Origin of the sequence: Pseudomonas yamanorum (assembly GCF_900105735.1) — a bacterium.
Lineage (GTDB): Bacteria > Pseudomonadota > Gammaproteobacteria > Pseudomonadales > Pseudomonadaceae > Aquipseudomonas > Aquipseudomonas yamanorum.
Genome location: NZ_LT629793.1, coordinates 581,162 through 595,702 on the forward strand (window position 1 = coordinate 581,162; position 14,541 = coordinate 595,702).

General features: G+C 62.9%; 10 protein-coding genes and 1 riboswitch. Of the genes, 4 read left to right on the forward strand and 6 right to left on the reverse strand.

Annotation, left to right across the window (positions count from 1 at the left end; translation table 11 throughout):
- Positions 1–63: 63 nt before the first annotated feature.
- From BLU46_RS02825 to lexA, 4 genes are read right to left on the reverse strand one after another with little or no spacing between them, the layout of a single operon-like run.
- Entirely contained in the window at positions 64–3,153 is a 3,090-nt protein-coding gene (locus tag BLU46_RS02825) for an error-prone DNA polymerase (protein ID WP_197680873.1), read from the reverse strand.
- Entirely contained in the window at positions 3,129–4,544 is a 1,416-nt protein-coding gene (locus BLU46_RS02830; protein WP_093198325.1) for a Y-family DNA polymerase, read from the reverse strand. Before BLU46_RS02830 ends, BLU46_RS02825 begins: the two co-directional genes overlap by 25 nt.
- A 7-nt stretch (positions 4,545–4,551) precedes the next feature.
- Positions 4,552–5,163, reverse strand: coding sequence for a translesion DNA synthesis-associated protein ImuA (gene imuA / locus BLU46_RS02835; RefSeq protein WP_017475309.1), 612 nt, complete (start codon positions 5,161–5,163; stop codon positions 4,552–4,554).
- Entirely contained in the window at positions 5,163–5,780 is a 618-nt protein-coding gene (gene lexA, locus BLU46_RS02840) for a transcriptional repressor LexA (RefSeq protein ID WP_063031178.1), read from the reverse strand. Before lexA ends, imuA begins: the two co-directional genes overlap by 1 nt.
- Positions 5,781–5,881: 101 nt before the next feature.
- Positions 5,882–6,090: riboswitch (cobalamin riboswitch) on the forward strand.
- Between the two features lie 94 nt (positions 6,091–6,184).
- Between lexA and BLU46_RS02845 the strand changes: the two genes are divergently transcribed.
- The 4 genes from BLU46_RS02845 to dkgB all read left to right on the forward strand — a co-directional run bounded on the left by BLU46_RS02845 (position 6,185) and on the right by dkgB (position 10,341).
- Positions 6,185–8,119 carry a TonB-dependent receptor plug domain-containing protein gene (locus tag BLU46_RS02845; RefSeq protein ID WP_093198330.1) on the forward strand — a complete coding sequence of 645 codons (1,935 nt, stop codon included), beginning with the start codon at positions 6,185–6,187 and terminating at the stop codon, positions 8,117–8,119.
- An 11-nt stretch (positions 8,120–8,130) separates the two neighbouring features.
- Complete coding sequence (locus BLU46_RS02850; RefSeq protein WP_172834510.1) at positions 8,131–8,463, forward strand: (2Fe-2S) ferredoxin domain-containing protein; 333 nt, start codon at positions 8,131–8,133, stop codon at positions 8,461–8,463.
- Complete coding sequence (locus BLU46_RS02855; RefSeq protein ID WP_093198339.1) at positions 8,460–9,380, forward strand: ABC transporter substrate-binding protein; 921 nt, start codon at positions 8,460–8,462, stop codon at positions 9,378–9,380. Before BLU46_RS02850 ends, BLU46_RS02855 begins: the two co-directional genes overlap by 4 nt.
- Before the next feature lie 157 nt (positions 9,381–9,537).
- Positions 9,538–10,341, forward strand: coding sequence for a 2,5-didehydrogluconate reductase DkgB (gene dkgB / locus BLU46_RS02860; protein ID WP_093198344.1), 804 nt, complete (start codon positions 9,538–9,540; stop codon positions 10,339–10,341).
- Here dkgB and BLU46_RS02865 read toward each other — a convergent pair.
- Together BLU46_RS02865 and BLU46_RS02870 are read right to left on the reverse strand one after the other, a co-directional pair.
- The gene (locus BLU46_RS02865; protein ID WP_093198348.1) at positions 10,338–10,769 is read right to left on the reverse strand and encodes a chemotaxis protein CheY; all 432 of its coding nucleotides are present in this window, start codon (positions 10,767–10,769) and stop codon (positions 10,338–10,340) included. The two genes, dkgB and BLU46_RS02865, sit on opposite strands and share 4 nt — an antisense overlap.
- A gap of 136 nt (positions 10,770–10,905) precedes the next feature.
- Positions 10,906–14,541 carry a transporter substrate-binding domain-containing protein gene (locus BLU46_RS02870; RefSeq protein WP_093198352.1) on the reverse strand — a complete coding sequence of 1,212 codons (3,636 nt, stop codon included), beginning with the start codon at positions 14,539–14,541 and terminating at the stop codon, positions 10,906–10,908.

The window sequence follows — 14,541 nt, forward strand, 5'->3', positions numbered from 1 at the left end:
CCGACAGCGGCGGTTGGTTTCATCGCATATTGCTTATGCCGGTATGAAGGAGCAAGAGCCGGCTCAGCGAAAATCCCGGCTGCGCACACTGATGCCCGACAGCAACGGGGTCAGGTCGGTCAGGCGCCCGGCGATCAGGTGCCGAACCTCCCCCACTGCCTCCCAGCGCCCATCCACTTTAAGCAACCGCGAACCCACCAACGCCTGGCGCTGCCGCTCGGCCAGATCGCGCCAGACCACCACGTTGATATTGCCGAACTCATCTTCCAGGGTGACGAAGGTAACGCCGCTGGCCGTGCCCGGGCGCTGTCGTCCGGTGACCAGGCCGGCGACGCTGACGTTGCGCCCATGCTCAACCAGCAGCAATTCCTTGGAACTGCGGCAGCGTCGTGCGCGCAATTCATCGCGCAACAATGCCAGGGGATGTGGACCCAGGGTAGTACCGACGCTGGCGTAGTCGGCATACAGGTCTTCGCCCACTGTCGGTTGCGGCAGTTCCACCACCGCTTCTTCGGGGCTGACCACACCGGCAAACAGGCCCAGTTGCTTCTGCAACCCGGCCACCTCCCAGCGCGCCCGGTGCCGATGCCCGGCCAGGCCGCGCAAGGCACCGGCATCCGCCAGCAGTTCCTGGGCACGGGTGTCCAATCGGGCGCGCTCGCCCAGGTCGGCAATGTCAAAAAACGCCCGTGCCTGACGCGCATTTTCGATACGTCGGCCATCTTCTTCGCGAAACCCGGAGATCATCCGCAAGCCCATGCGGATCGCCGGTTGCTGGCCTTCGATCGGTTCCAGGCTGCAGTCCCAGTCGCTGGCTTGCACATCCACCGGGCGGATCTGCAAATGATGGCGGCGGGCGTCCTGCAGGATCTGGTCCGGGCTGTAGAAACCCATGGGCCAGCTGTTGATCAGGGCGCAGGCAAACGCCGCCGGTTCATGGCATTTGAGCCAGCAACTGGCGTAGGTCAGCAAGGCGAAACTGGCGGCGTGGGACTCGGGAAAACCGTAGCTGCCAAAGCCCTTGATCTGCTCGAAGATCTGCGCGGCGAAGGCTTCGGTGTAGCCATTTTTCAGCATGCCGGTGCGCAAGCGTTGCTGGTGGGGTTCGAGGCCGCCGTGGCGTTTCCAGGCGGCCATGGAGCGGCGCAGTTGGTCGGCTTCGCCGGGTGTGTAATCGGCGGCGACCATGGCGATCTGCATGACCTGCTCCTGGAACAGCGGGATGCCCAGGGTGCGTTTGAGCACGCTTTCCAGTTCCGGCGACGGGTAGGTTTCGGGTTCTTCTTTGTTACGTCGCCGCAAGTACGGATGCACCATACCGCCCTGAATCGGCCCGGGCCGCACGATGGCGACCTCGATCACCAGGTCGTAGAACGCTTTCGGCCGCAGGCGGGGCAACATCGACATCTGTGCCCGCGACTCAATCTGGAACACGCCAATGGTGTCGGCCTTGCTGATCATTGCGTAGGTCGCCGCGTCTTCCTTGGGCACCGAAGCCAGGCTGAGGTCCTGATTGCGATGGCGGCGCAGCAGGTCGAAGCAGCGGCGAATCGCACTGAGCATGCCCAGCGCGAGGATATCCACCTTGAGCAGGCCCACGGCGTCGAGGTCGTCCTTGTCCCACTGGATAATGGTGCGCTCGGCCATGGCGGCATTTTCTACCGGCACCAGAGTGTCCAGCGGGTGTTCGGAAATCACGAAGCCGCCGGGGTGCTGGGACAGATGCCGGGGGAAGCCGATCAGTTGTTGGGTCAAGGTCAGCACCCGGCGCAGCACCGGGCTGTCGGGGTCGAAACCACCTTCGCGCAGGCGCTCCAGGGGTGGTGCCTCATCGCTCCAACGCCCGCAGCAGTCGGCCAGGGCGTTGACCTGATCCGGCGGCAGCCCGAGGGCCTTGGCCACGTCCCGCACCGCGCCGGCGCCGTGGTAACTGCTGACCACCGCCGTCAATGCGGCGCGGGTGCGGCCGTAGCGTTGGAAGACGTATTGCAGCACTTCTTCGCGGCGTTCGTGTTCGAAGTCCACGTCGATGTCCGGCGGCTCGTTGCGTTCCCGGGACAGGAAGCGCTCGAACAACATATTCATCAGGCTCGGGTCGATCTCGGTGATGCCCAGGGCAAAACACACCGCCGAGTTGGCCGCCGAGCCGCGGCCCTGGCACAGGATCGAACGGCTACGGGCGAAGCGCACAATGTCGTGTACGGTGAGGAAGTAGCTTTCGTAGCCCAGCTCGGTGATCAGCTTCAGCTCATCGTTGATCTGCCCAAGGGTCTTGGCGTCCACGCCGTGCGGCCAACGCTGGGCAATGCCCTCTTCGGTCAAGGTGCGCAACCAGCTCTCAGGCGTTTGCCCTTCGGGCACCAGTTCCCTCGGGTATTGATAGCGCAGTTGGCTGAGGTCGAAGGTGCAACGCCGGGCAATGTTCAGGGACTCTTCCAGCAAGTGTGCCGGGTACAGCGCGGCCAATGCGTCGAGGCTGCGCAAGTGCCGTTCGCCATTGGGATGCAGGCGCGCACCGGCTTCGGCCACCGGTACGTGGTGACGGATCGCGGTCATGGTGTCTTGCAAGGCACGGCGGCCACGCACATGCATATGCACATCGCCGCAGGCCACCGCCGGCAGGTGCAGGCTGGCGGCCAGGTTCAAGCGTTGTTCAAGGTGGCGGGCATCGTTCTGGCCGCAATGCAGCTCCACGGCCAGCCACAGGCGATCGGTAAAGGTGCTGCACAGCCATTGGATATGGGCCTGGGTGTCGGTGTCTTCGACCATCCATAACGCCAGCAAACCTCGCACGGATGTGAAGTCTTCCTGCAGCAGGCGGTAGTGACCTTTTTCTGCACGGCGGCGGGCGATGGTGATCAGCCGGCACAGGTGCTGATAGCCCTCCAGGTTCTCCACCAGCAGCACCAGCTTCGGGCCGTTTTCCAGGCGCATCTCGCTGCCGATAATCAGCGGTAACTCGACTTCCTTGGCCACCTGCCAGGCACGGACGATACCCGACAAGGTGCATTCATCGGTGATCGCCAGCGCCTCGTAACCCTGCTGTTTGGCCCGCTCGAACAGTTCACGGGCACTGGAGGCGCCACGCTGGAAACTGAAGTTGGACAGGCAATGCAGCTCTGCGTACTTCATGCGAACCAGCCTTGCAGCCACAGTGTGCCGCTTTCGCCCACGGTGCGATAAGCCCAGCCCTGTTGGCCGGCGCGGGTGCGCACCAGGTAGTAATCGCGGCGCACATCGGCACCATCCCACCAGCCGGATTCGATGCGCTCCGGGCCCATCAGGATGTGTAGACCTTGCTCGGCCAGGGGCGTCGGTTCATGCAGCAACCAACCCGGGCGCTGCACTCTATTTGAGGGTGTGCACGGGCGACTGTCAGCACCGGTTTGCCAGGCACATTCCGGGCGGTGGTCGGCGTGAAAGCGCAGGCCTTGCACCGCTTCGTCCCCCAACCGCGCCCGCAGGCGTTCGCGCAGTTGCTCCCACGGCAGGGTTTGTTGCGGGCGCTCGTCGAACAGGTCCTGGCGCTGGGGCACAAACACCGGCAGGTCCTGGGCCACCAGGCGAAAGCCACGCACCGGCGAGGTGACTTGCACTTGCTCCAGGCGGCCACGGGCCAGTTCGAACAGCATTGCTGCGTCACGCTCGGCGCTGAGCAGGCCGACCTTGATCACGCTGTCGGGTTCTGCGGCGTGCTCCAGGTGCAGGTCAAAACGCTGCACGCCACTGTCGCGGCCACACAGGAACGCCGATAAATCGCCGGTCAAACGGCGCAAGGGAAACAGCAAAGCCTGGTGGGACAGCACATCAAAATTCAGCTCGATGCGCACATCGAACTGGTCCGGCGGTTGGTAGAACGCCAGGGCCAGGGGCCGTTGCCCGCACAGTGCATCGAGGTGCTTGAGTAGCGCCGCGTCGAAACGCCGGGCCAGGGTATGCCGGGGCAATGCCTGCACCTGGGCCAGGGTGCGCAAGCCCATACGCGACAACGCGGTGGCGGCGTGTGGGTCGAGGCCGGCGCGGTCGATGGGGATCGGCGCCAGGGCTTGTTGCAGGCCTTGCTCATCGGCCACGGCCAGGCCGTCGTAGGCATTCGCCAGAATCCGCGCCGCCGCCGGGTTCGGCGCGGCGACGATGCGATGACGAAACCCCAGGTCAGTCAGTTCCTTGCGCAAGCGCGCTTCGAGCAACGGCCAGGGCCCGAACAGGCCCAGGCTCGACTCGATCTCGAACAACAACGCCCGTGGGTAATACACGCTGACCTGGGAGCTGAAACGGTAGGCCCAGGCCGCAAGAAATTGCTGCCAGTATTCGATCTGTGCCGGGTCGTATTCGGCGCAGGCAAAAGCCTTGGTCAAGGCATGGGCCGCCGTCAGGGATTGGCCGGGGCGCAGGCCGAGCTTGCGCGCGGCCTCATTGACGGTTTGCAGCACCCGTCGTTGCGGCGTGCCGGCCAACAGGGCCAATGGCTGATCCGGTTCGGGGCGCAGACGCAGCACCCCGTCCAGCGCCAATTGCGGGAAGACAATACACACCCAGCGCATGCCAACCTCAGTGCCCAAGCGCAATGGGCGCGGGATGGGCCAGGCCGCCCCGGCACTTGAGCACACGCACTTGCGCCGGGCTCGCCTCTACCGCGAGGCGCAAGGCGGCCGGTGACGGGTTGATGGCCTCGTTCAAGGAGCGCCAGGCAAAGGCCAGGGTCTGGCCGGTTTCCGCCGCCACCTGCAAGCGGCGCAAGGCCCGGTCATCGGCCTTTCGCGGCCAGCACAGCACCGCGCCACAACTGCCGGAACGCAGGCATTGCTCCACGGCCCACAAGGCATCGCGTTCATCGGCCTGGATCACGGAAAGCTGGCGCACATCCACCCCGGCGTTTTGCCAGGCGTGGGGGTACGGCGTGTAAGGCGGCGCCACCAGCACGATGCGCTCGCCGGCCGCCGACAACCGCGCCAGGGTCGGCCACACCAGTTGCAACTCGCCCACGCCCTCCTTCGCCATCAGGATTTCACTCAACGCCGCTTCCGGCCAGCCACCGCTGGGCAGCACTGCATCCAGAGCCGCAAGCCCGGTGGGATGGACGCTGGCGGGCGGCGCGGCAGGCCGGCCTTTCCAGACCCGGCCGCCATTGAACAGCGAGTCCAGTGCAACGACGGCGCCCATCAGCCTTGCCTCACCAAACCGCAGAACACCCCTTCGATGGCCAGGTCCTGATCGGGCCGCACCACGATGGGTTGATAAGCGGGGTTGCGCGGCAGCAAGCGCACGCGCTCGCCGACGTGTTCGAAACGCTTGATGGTGACCTCACCGTCCAGGCGCGCCACCACAATCTGCCCGTTCAAGGCCTCGGCACTGCGGCGTACGCCCACCAGGTCGCCATCGAGGATGCCGTCTTCGATCATCGAATCGCCCTGTACCCGCAGCAGGTAGTCCGGGGTTTTCGCGAACATGGAGGGATCAAGCAGCAGACGGTTATGCACTTCAGCGTCGGCGCCAATGGGCAAGCCGGCGGCCACCCGGCCGAGTACCGGGATGTCCAGCAGCTCCGGCCGCGCCGGCTGATTGAGCAGGCGAATGCCGCGCGCCTGGTTGGGGTTGACCTCGATAAAGCCGCCCTCGGTCAGCGCCAGCACATGCTTGCGCGCCACGCTGCGGGAGGCAAAGCCGAACGCCTCGGCGATCTCGGCGAGGCTGGGAGACTGGCCTTGCTGCGCGATTCGGTCGCGGATAAAGGTCAGGATGGCGGTACGGCGGGGCGTTAGATTCGTCATGGAGTACATTTGTACTCCTGTGGGAATTTTCTGGCAATATCCGTCAGTCGCTTCCCATGCAGCCACCGGAAAAGTCCCCGCCAAGTTGACGAACGGTCTTTCGAATGTTCAGATGCCGGCCTGTTTCAGGTGCCCCCTGCCGCCGTGCTTGGGGTGAAACGGGAAACCGGTGCCGCTCTTTTTTTGAGCCAGTCCGGTGCTGCCCCCGCAACGGTAGACGCGTGACCCCTTCGACACACCACTGTGGCCAGCGCGCCATGGGAAGGTGAAGGTGTCCATACGCGTGAGCCCGGAGACCGGCCTGGAATTCTGTTTGGCAAAATCCTGCGGTGGGCGGGCATGGGCCGGTATTGGCGTGTGCTCGGTGCCTACTCGTGCGTGCTTTTCGCGAAAGATACTTTTCCGAGAAGACTATGATTCGACCTTTCAAGACTCCTGTGCCCGGCCTGTTGTTCGGCTGCCTGTTCAGCCCCCTGCTGCTGGCCGACGACAACACCCTGGAACTCAAGCAACTTAACGTTTCCGCACCGTCGGTGGAATCCACCACCGTGGCCGAGATGGCCCAGTACGGCAGCAAGGTTGAGATCGTCACCCGCGAACAGATTGAACGCGCCGGCCCCGCCGCCGATGTGTCGCGCGTGATGCAGATGTTCATCCCCGGCCTGTACGTGGCACCCAAGAATGGCCCGTTCGACTACGGCACTTATTCACTGCTGGGCGGGCGCAACGACGACACGCTGATCCTGCTGGACGGCGTGCGCCTGAACAACCGCCTGTACGGCGGCCTGTATCTGGACACCCTGCCCGCCAACGCCATCGAGCGCATCGAAGTGCTCAAGGGTGGCCAGAGCCTGCTGTTCGGCACCCAGGCGGTGTCGGGGGTGATCAACATCGTCACCCGCAGCCCGCAAACCCGCGAGGCGTCCGGCGAGGTGAACCTGGGTGCCGACACCTTCGGCGGCACCACCGGCGATGCCCGGGTCGAGAAGATTTTCAATAACGGGTTTGGCGACCTCGGCTTGCTGGCCTACGTCAGCCGCAACGTCTCCGAGGGCTACCAACCGTTTCGCAACCGCGACATGAAAAACGTCACCGACAAGAAGCGCTCCTACGAAGTCACCACCTTCGGCACCAAGGCGATCCAGTCGTTTGGCGATGACACGCGCCTGGAACTGTTTTACCAATACGCCGACGCCAACCTGGATTTCGCCCGCCCGGTGGACAACCACAAGACCACCAACGACCGCGTGCAGCAAATCGCCACGGCGACCTTCGAGCAAAGCATCAACGAGCGCCTGAGCTACTTCGTCAAAGGGCATATCAACGATTGGGACACGCGCTACACCCGCCTCAACAATGTCGAAGGCGGCGGCACCAAGGTCATCAACCACAACGACTACTGGGGCTTCACCGACTGGGGCGTGCAGGCCGAAGGCAAGGCCGTGTTGCCCGGCGAGCATGTGCTGGTATTCGGTTCCGATAACCAGTGGTTCAAGGGCCAGGATGATGTATTGATCATCGACGACAACAAGGCCCAGGCCCACGCGCTGTACACCCAACTGCGCCCGAATATCGAAGCCCTGCCGAACTGGCACCCGAGCATCGGCGTACGCCACGAAGCCATGAGCGGCGGTGACAGCGCCACCGTCGGCATGCTCACTTCGCTTTATGACCTCAACGACAACTGGGCCCTGCGCGGCCAATACGGCACCGCCTACAAACTGCCGAATGCCGAGCAACTGTTCGTCAACGAAGACGATGAGAAAGGCAACCGCAACCTCAAGCCGGAGAAGAGCCGCAACGCCGAGCTGGGCATCGACTACAAGGGCAGCCTGCTGGCGCGGGACTTCAGCGCCAGCGTGACGCTGTTCAAGCGCAAGATCACCGACCTGATCACCCAGGACGATATCCAGTGGATCAACGGCCAGGGGCAGATCCAGATGCGCGGTTTCGAGGCCGACGCCAAGCTGCAACTTAACGAGCAATGGAGCGTGCAGGCCGACATGACCCGCAACCTCACCGAGTCCCGCGCGGGTGTCACCCTCAATGATATTCCTGGCTTCTTCGCCCGCTCGCGGGTCGGCTATGAATCGGTGGACCGCCTGTGGGGCGTCGGTACTGCGGTGCGTTACATCGGCGATATTGTCAGCTCGAAAAAGGTCGAGTACGGCAACTACACCGTGGTCGACGCCGACGCCTATCGCTACCTCGATAACGCCCACCAACATCGCGTCAGCCTGCTGGTAGAGAACCTGTTCGATCGCGACTACGTCACCAGCCGCGCCAGCAACGTCGACAACCTCGGGCGGCCGTTCACCTCCGAAGTACGCTACACGTATCGCTTCTGATGAGTACGCCCGTGGAAACTCATCCGGACTGGTCCCATGTGCCTGACCACACCCGTCACGTGTTCCTGTGCACCGGCCCGCGCTGCACCCAGCGTGGCGCGCTGCAATTATGGAAAACCCTGCGCCGCCACCTGCTGGCACACGACCGCATCGAAAAGCCTGGCGGCGTGCTGTTGACCCGCACCCACTGCCAGTTCCCGTGCAACCTGGGCCCGATTGTGACGGTGTACCCGGACACGTGCTGGTACGGCGTGCACAGCAACGCAGACGTGCAACGGCTGGTGGAAGTGCACCTGGTGGGCGGCGAAGTCGTCGAGGATTTGCTGATCAAGGAGCGCCCATGAAAGCGTCGTGGTTGCTGTTGGGCGCCCTGCTCTGCCCATCGTTGGCCCTGGCGGACCGTTATCGCAACTGCAACCAGGACTGGACGGCCACCCACTCACCGCCCTCGCGCATCGTGGCCCTCAACCAGCATGCGGCCGACCTGTTATTGGCGCTGGATGTCGGTTCGGCATTGGTGGGCGTGGCGTATCTGGATGACAACGGTGTGGCCCACCGACACGGCGAGTATTTCGGCGTGCCGGTGATTGCGCCCAAGTACCCGTCCAGCGAAGTGCTCTATGCGCAGAAACCGGATCTGGTGGTCGGTGGGTTCGCCACTGCCTTTGGCACTGGCGTCACTTCCCGCACAGGATTGGCCGGCAACGGGGTTGGGTCATATTTGCTGGAGTCGGCGTGTGACGGGCATTCGCTGGATTACTTCGGGCATATCCGCAACGACCTGTTTACCCTCGGCGCCCTGGTGCACAAACAGCAACGGGCGCGGGCGTTGAGCGATGCCATGGACGCCGACCTGGCCAGTGCCCAGGCACTGACTGGCAAGGGTAAACCGCTGTCGGTGTTTTACCTCGACAGTGAAGTCAACGGGCTGGACAGCGAAGGCCGGCGGGGTTTTGTCACTACATTGGTGGCGGCTGCCGGGGCGCGCAATTTATTCGCCGGGATCAACCAATACCGCGTCACCGTGAGCAGCGAAACCCTGCTGATGAGTGACCCGGATGTGATTTTGCTGGCGGATGCAGTGTGGTCACCGGCCAGCCGCAAGCGCCAGTTGCTGATCAGTGACCCGGTGCTCTCGCGTTTGCGGGCGGTGCGGGAGAACCGGATGATCGATATTCCGTTTACCCACCTGGTGCCCACGGCAAGCAGCGGGCGGGTGGCCCTGGACCTGGCGCGGCAACTCAAAAAACTGGCTGAATAAACACAGTCTTCTGTGGGAGCTGGCTTGCCTGCGATGGCTTTTGCTCTTCACCACTCATGACTTTTGGTAAAGAGTCCTTTTCGGATTCAGCGGTTTTTCTGAAGGAACGAGGAGCCGATACTCGACTCCATTGTTCACATCACTTCAGGAGTCACTCATGTCTATTCCCGCATTCGGCCTCGGTACGTTCCGCCTGCAAGGCCAGGTCGTCATCGACTCCGTCAGCACCGGCCTGGAACTGGGCTACCGCGTCATCGACACCGCGCAAATCTACGAGAACGAAGCCGATGTCGGCCAGGCCATTGCCGACAGCGGCATCCCACGGAACGAGCTGTTTATCACCAGCAAGATCTGGATCGCCAATTTCGCCGAAGGCCAGTTGATTCCCAGCCTCAAGGAGAGTCTGCGCAAGCTCCAGACCGATTACCTGGACCTGACCCTGATCCACTGGCCATCGCCGGAAGACCAGGTGCCGGTCGCCGAATTCATGGGCCAGTTGCTGGAAGCCAAGCGCCAGGGCCTGACCCGCCAGATCGGTATTTCCAACTTCACCGTCGACCTGATGAAACAGGCAATTGCCGCCGTCGGTGCCGAGCACATCGCGACCAACCAGGTCGAGCTGCACCCGTACCTGCAAAACCGCACCGTGGTGGATTTTGCCAAGGCCCATGGTATCCAGATCACCTCCTACATGACCCTGGCCTACGGTGAAGTGCTGAAGGACCCGGTGATCCAGCAGATCGCCGAACGGCATCAGGCAACCCCGGCGCAAGTGACCCTGGCCTGGGCCATGCAACTGGGCTACGCGGTGATCCCGTCGTCGACCAAGCGCGCCAACCTGGCCAGCAACCTCAAGGCCCTGGACCTGACCTTGAGCGATGACGACATGGCGCAGATCGCCGGCCTGGAGCGTGGCCATCGGCTGACCAGCCCCAAGGGCATCGCGCCGAACTGGGACTAAGCCACAGGGCTGCGGGATAATTCCCGCAGCCACGGCAACACCCGCAGCCCGCTGGTGACTGGTGGTGGGTCGATGATGTCCATGAAGTGTTCGAGGTTGACGCTGTCCGGCGCACCCGGCAGGCGCACCAGCAGTGTCGCTGTGGCGGCCGGCGTGCCCAGGTCCCGGATATCGTAGACCAGCACATGGCGAATCTGTGGGTGCTGCTCCTGGTAGGCCAGTACCCCGCCCTCGCTGGCCGCCAACCCGGCATTGATGATCAACACGTCGAACGGCTCGGTCGGGATGGCCGTGAGGATCAGCACTTCGTCGAAGGTTTGCACCGGGACGATGCGGTAGTAGCCCAATTGGTTGAGCATTTTTTCGATGTACAGCCGTTGCAGGTGCTGTTCATCGGCGATCAGGAGGGTCAGTGCTTTGTTTGGCATGGCGAACACCTGAGCAAGGAGCGCTCGTGAGGGACTGGGCGGCCTATTTTCCAGACATATTCCGAAGACTAAATAAGGCTTGTTCCACCTTCATGTAGGAGTTGTCCCAAACAGCTCGAATGACAGCCCTCGCCAGTCAAGTCTGATTGCAATAAACCGACAACCCGTGATGCAGGTGAGCGAGCGCTTCATCCATGCCATCGATGGCACTGGCCAACTCGTTACGCGCTTGCCGTTCACAGACGTTTTCCAGCACTTCGCAGCACTCCATCAATGCCTGAGCCTTGACCATGCGCGCGCCGCCTTTGGTTCGATGGGCCAGGTCGTGCAGACCGGCGAAGTCGGCCTTGTGTTGCAGGACCACCAGTTGCCCATGGTCAGCTTCAAGGCTGTCGAGCAATGGCACCAGCAGCTCTTTTACTGCGTCGACATTCCCTCCGGTCAGCTTCTCCAGGTCGCGCAAATCAAAGTCTGGCGACAACTCATCCACGCTGACCGGGGCCACCGAGGGCGTGGCTGTGCGCGACATCAGGGCCGCATGCAGGTCCTCAAGCCCGGTGGGCTTGAACAGGCAGCCATCCATTCCCGCCTGTCGGCAACGTTCGGCTTCCTCGGGCTGGGCGTTGGCGGTGAACCCCAGCAACAGGCAAGGCGCCAGGCCGCGCTCACGCTCCAGGGTGCGGATATCCCGCGCCAGCTCGTAACCGTCCTTGAATGGCATATTGCAGTCGGTAATCACCCCATCAAAGCGTCCGGACAACCACAGTTCAAGCCCCTGGACGCCATCTTCGGCGGTGGTGATTCGATGCCCCAGAAAGCTCAATTGCCGGGCCAGCAGCAGCCGATTGGCCGGGTAGTCATCCACCACCAGGATGCTCAATGCGTGGGCCGGCGAAGTTTCCAGGGCAACGGAGACGGCCGGCACCCGGGTTGCGTCGGCGACGGCCAACGCCAGGGTGACGTCCACCCGGGTGCCCTGCCCCAACAAGCTGCTCAATTGCAGTTGCCCGCCCATCATCTCGCAGAGGTTGCGGCTGATGACCAGGCCCAGGCCGGAACCGCTGCGCGCCGATTGCGCGGTGTTCGTGCCCTGGATAAACGGGTTGAACAGACGTTTCTGGTCTTCAACACTGATGCCGATGCCGGTGTCTTCCACCCACAGCCTGAGGCTCAGGTACCCGTTGGCAATCGCCGACGAACCGGACGCGCCAAGCCGTACCTGGCCACGGGTGGTGAACTTGATCGCATTGCTCAGCAGGTTCGACACCACTTGCTTGAAACGCATCGGGTCCACCAGCACCCATCGATCAATCAGCGGGTCGAGTTCCACCTTCAATACCAGGCCCTTGGCCCGCGCCAGCCCATCGAAGACCCGCGCCACCGACGCCAGCAACGCATGCAGGTTTGACGGCTGCAACGCCAGGGACAGGTGGCCCGACTCAATGCGTGCGATGTCCAGGATATCGCCGATCAACTCCAGCATGCCCCGCGACGCATCGGCGGCCACCTCCAGCGCATCGCGGTCGGCCCGGCCCTGTTCGGCGGCCTTCAAGGCCAATTCGATCATGCCAATCACGGCGTTCATGGGCGTGCGTATCTCATGGCTCATGGTCGCGAGGAAGGTGGTCTTGGCGCGATTGGCGGCGTCGGCATCCTCCTTGGCCTCCCGCAGCTGGCCGAGCAGGTGCTGCCTTTCACTGACGTCCACCCAGCCGGCGATCATGCCCACCACCCGCTCATCACCGTCGCGGTACGGCAGCATCCAGTGATAGATCGTCAGGACCGTCCCGTCCGGCACCTTGAGCACGCGATCCTGTATCTGTGGCTCCCCCTGCTCCATCAAGCGCAGGTAGTCCTGGTGAAAGGACTCGGCCTGGGGGCGATTGCCGGTGTCGGTCTCGACCACGGTTTTACCGGTCACGTCCTCCAGCTTGTAATCGAACACATCGAGGTAAGCACTGTTGCACGCCATCAGCCGGCCCAGGCGATCACGCACATAAATCGGATGAGGCGTGCCGTCGATCAGCACGCCCATAAACCGCATCTGGTCACTCAGGGCACGCTCGGCCTGCACCCGTTTGCGTATCAGGCCGCGCAGGTAAATCGCCCAGCCTAGCGTGATCAGCAACAGCAGCGCCGCCAGGCTGAAACCTTGAATGATGACGGTGCGGTGCCGCGCCCAGTAACTGTCTTCAACCAATACCTCGCTACGCCAGTGGCCGGCCAATTCATCCATTTCCTGGGGCGTGATACTCAGCAATGCCTTGTCGAGGATCGAATACAACTCCAACTGGCTGCGGTTGATCCCAAAGGCTATGCGGGCCGGCTCGGACCCGACCGTGCTGGTGACCCGCAAGCGGTCACGGTACTCGCGGGCAATCATGTAGCGCGCACTGATCAATGTATTGACGGCCGCATCGGCGCCGCCGCTGGCCACCAGCGCCATGGCGTGTTCAGGGTTGTCGACGCCCACAAACTTGATAGTGGGATAGGCCTGGGCAATCCCCTCTTGCAGGCTGTTGCCGCCGATCAGCGCCAGGCGCTTGCCGGCCATGTCTTCCAGGGTGAGGGGGCTGCGGTCATCCATGCGACTGACCAGTACAAACGGATTGGTCAGGTAAGGCCGGGTAATACGCACCTTGTCCGTGCGTTCAACGCTGGGCGTGACCACCGCGATCAGGTCCGCACCGCCGGTGCTGACCTTGTCAATCTGCTGGGGCATCGAGGTGCCCGGGACGACGTCAAATTTCAACCCGGTGCGCAAGCTGATACGGGCCAACACCTCGGCGCTCAACCCTTCGAACGCGCCCTGCTTGTCGATAAATGAAACCGGCAGGAACCTGTCGAGTATCGCGACCTTTACCCTGGGGTTCTTCTCCAGCCAACGCTGCTCACTGGCACTCAAGCGCAACCGGTCCGCCCCCAGGAACCCAAGATTTCCGGCACTCCAGCGCCGCAGTATTTCCATCTGCTCACTGACCGGAATTGCGGCCAGCGCCGCATTGATGATCGGCAGCAAGCGCGTGTTGTTGCGAGAAAATGCAAACGCAAACGGATTGACTTCAAGTGAAGAGAAATCGGCCATTCGAACGTTGTTCAGGTGGTTCCTGTTGATCAGGTAGTTGGCGCTGATTGCATCGCCGAGGTAAACATCCGCCTGGCCGAATGCAACAGCGCCGATGGCCTCGAAGGTCGAAGGGAAAAGCTGTAGCCGGGCATGAGGGTAGAACGCCTGTACCGCATCAGGCTGCATGTAATGATAGAACATGGCCACCCGCTTGCCGGCCAGGTCGGCACTCAGGGTCTGGCTCTCGCCTGTGCGGGTGACCAGGGCCGGTTGATCCATGGCATAGGAGCGCGACAGCACCAGTTGTGGGTCTGCCGCCTCGTAGCCGTTGGCTGATCCCACAAAGTCCACCTCGCCACGCTTGAGTGCGGTGATGACCTCATCCCGGTTGTCGTAACGACGGACTTCAACCGTGATGTTCAGCGCGTCGGCTATCAGTGCGGCGTAATCTGCCGTAATCCCCTCGAGCTCATCGTTGCTGCTCAACTCGAACGGTGCGTAATCGGGGCTGGAGATCCCCATCCACAAACGGCGGCGCTCCCGCAGCCAGCGCCAGTCCGCCTCGTGCAACCCCACCGCCGGAGTTTCGAGGATGGAGTGCCCCAGCAGGTACAGGGTGCGCGCCTCACCCAGGGCCGGGGCTTGCGTGTAGAGCGCGCCCAGCAGCACCCACGCACTGAGCCACAAGGCCCGGGACCTGGTCAT

Coding starts and splice junctions, on each gene's coding strand:
- BLU46_RS02830 (WP_093198325.1), bottom strand. CDS start 4,544: ATGCGCTGGGTGTGTATTGTCTTCCCGCAATTGGCGCTGGACGGGGTG.
- imuA (WP_017475309.1), bottom strand. CDS start 5,163: ATGGGCGCCGTCGTTGCACTGGACTCGCTGTTCAATGGCGGCCGGGTC.
- lexA (WP_063031178.1), bottom strand. CDS start 5,780: ATGTACTCCATGACGAATCTAACGCCCCGCCGTACCGCCATCCTGACC.
- BLU46_RS02845 (WP_093198330.1), top strand. CDS start 6,185: ATGATTCGACCTTTCAAGACTCCTGTGCCCGGCCTGTTGTTCGGCTGC.
- BLU46_RS02855 (WP_093198339.1), top strand. CDS start 8,460: ATGAAAGCGTCGTGGTTGCTGTTGGGCGCCCTGCTCTGCCCATCGTTG.
- dkgB (WP_093198344.1), top strand. CDS start 9,538: ATGTCTATTCCCGCATTCGGCCTCGGTACGTTCCGCCTGCAAGGCCAG.
- BLU46_RS02865 (WP_093198348.1), bottom strand. CDS start 10,769: ATGCCAAACAAAGCACTGACCCTCCTGATCGCCGATGAACAGCACCTG.
- BLU46_RS02870 (WP_093198352.1), bottom strand. CDS start 14,541: ATGACCAGGTCCCGGGCCTTGTGGCTCAGTGCGTGGGTGCTGCTGGGC.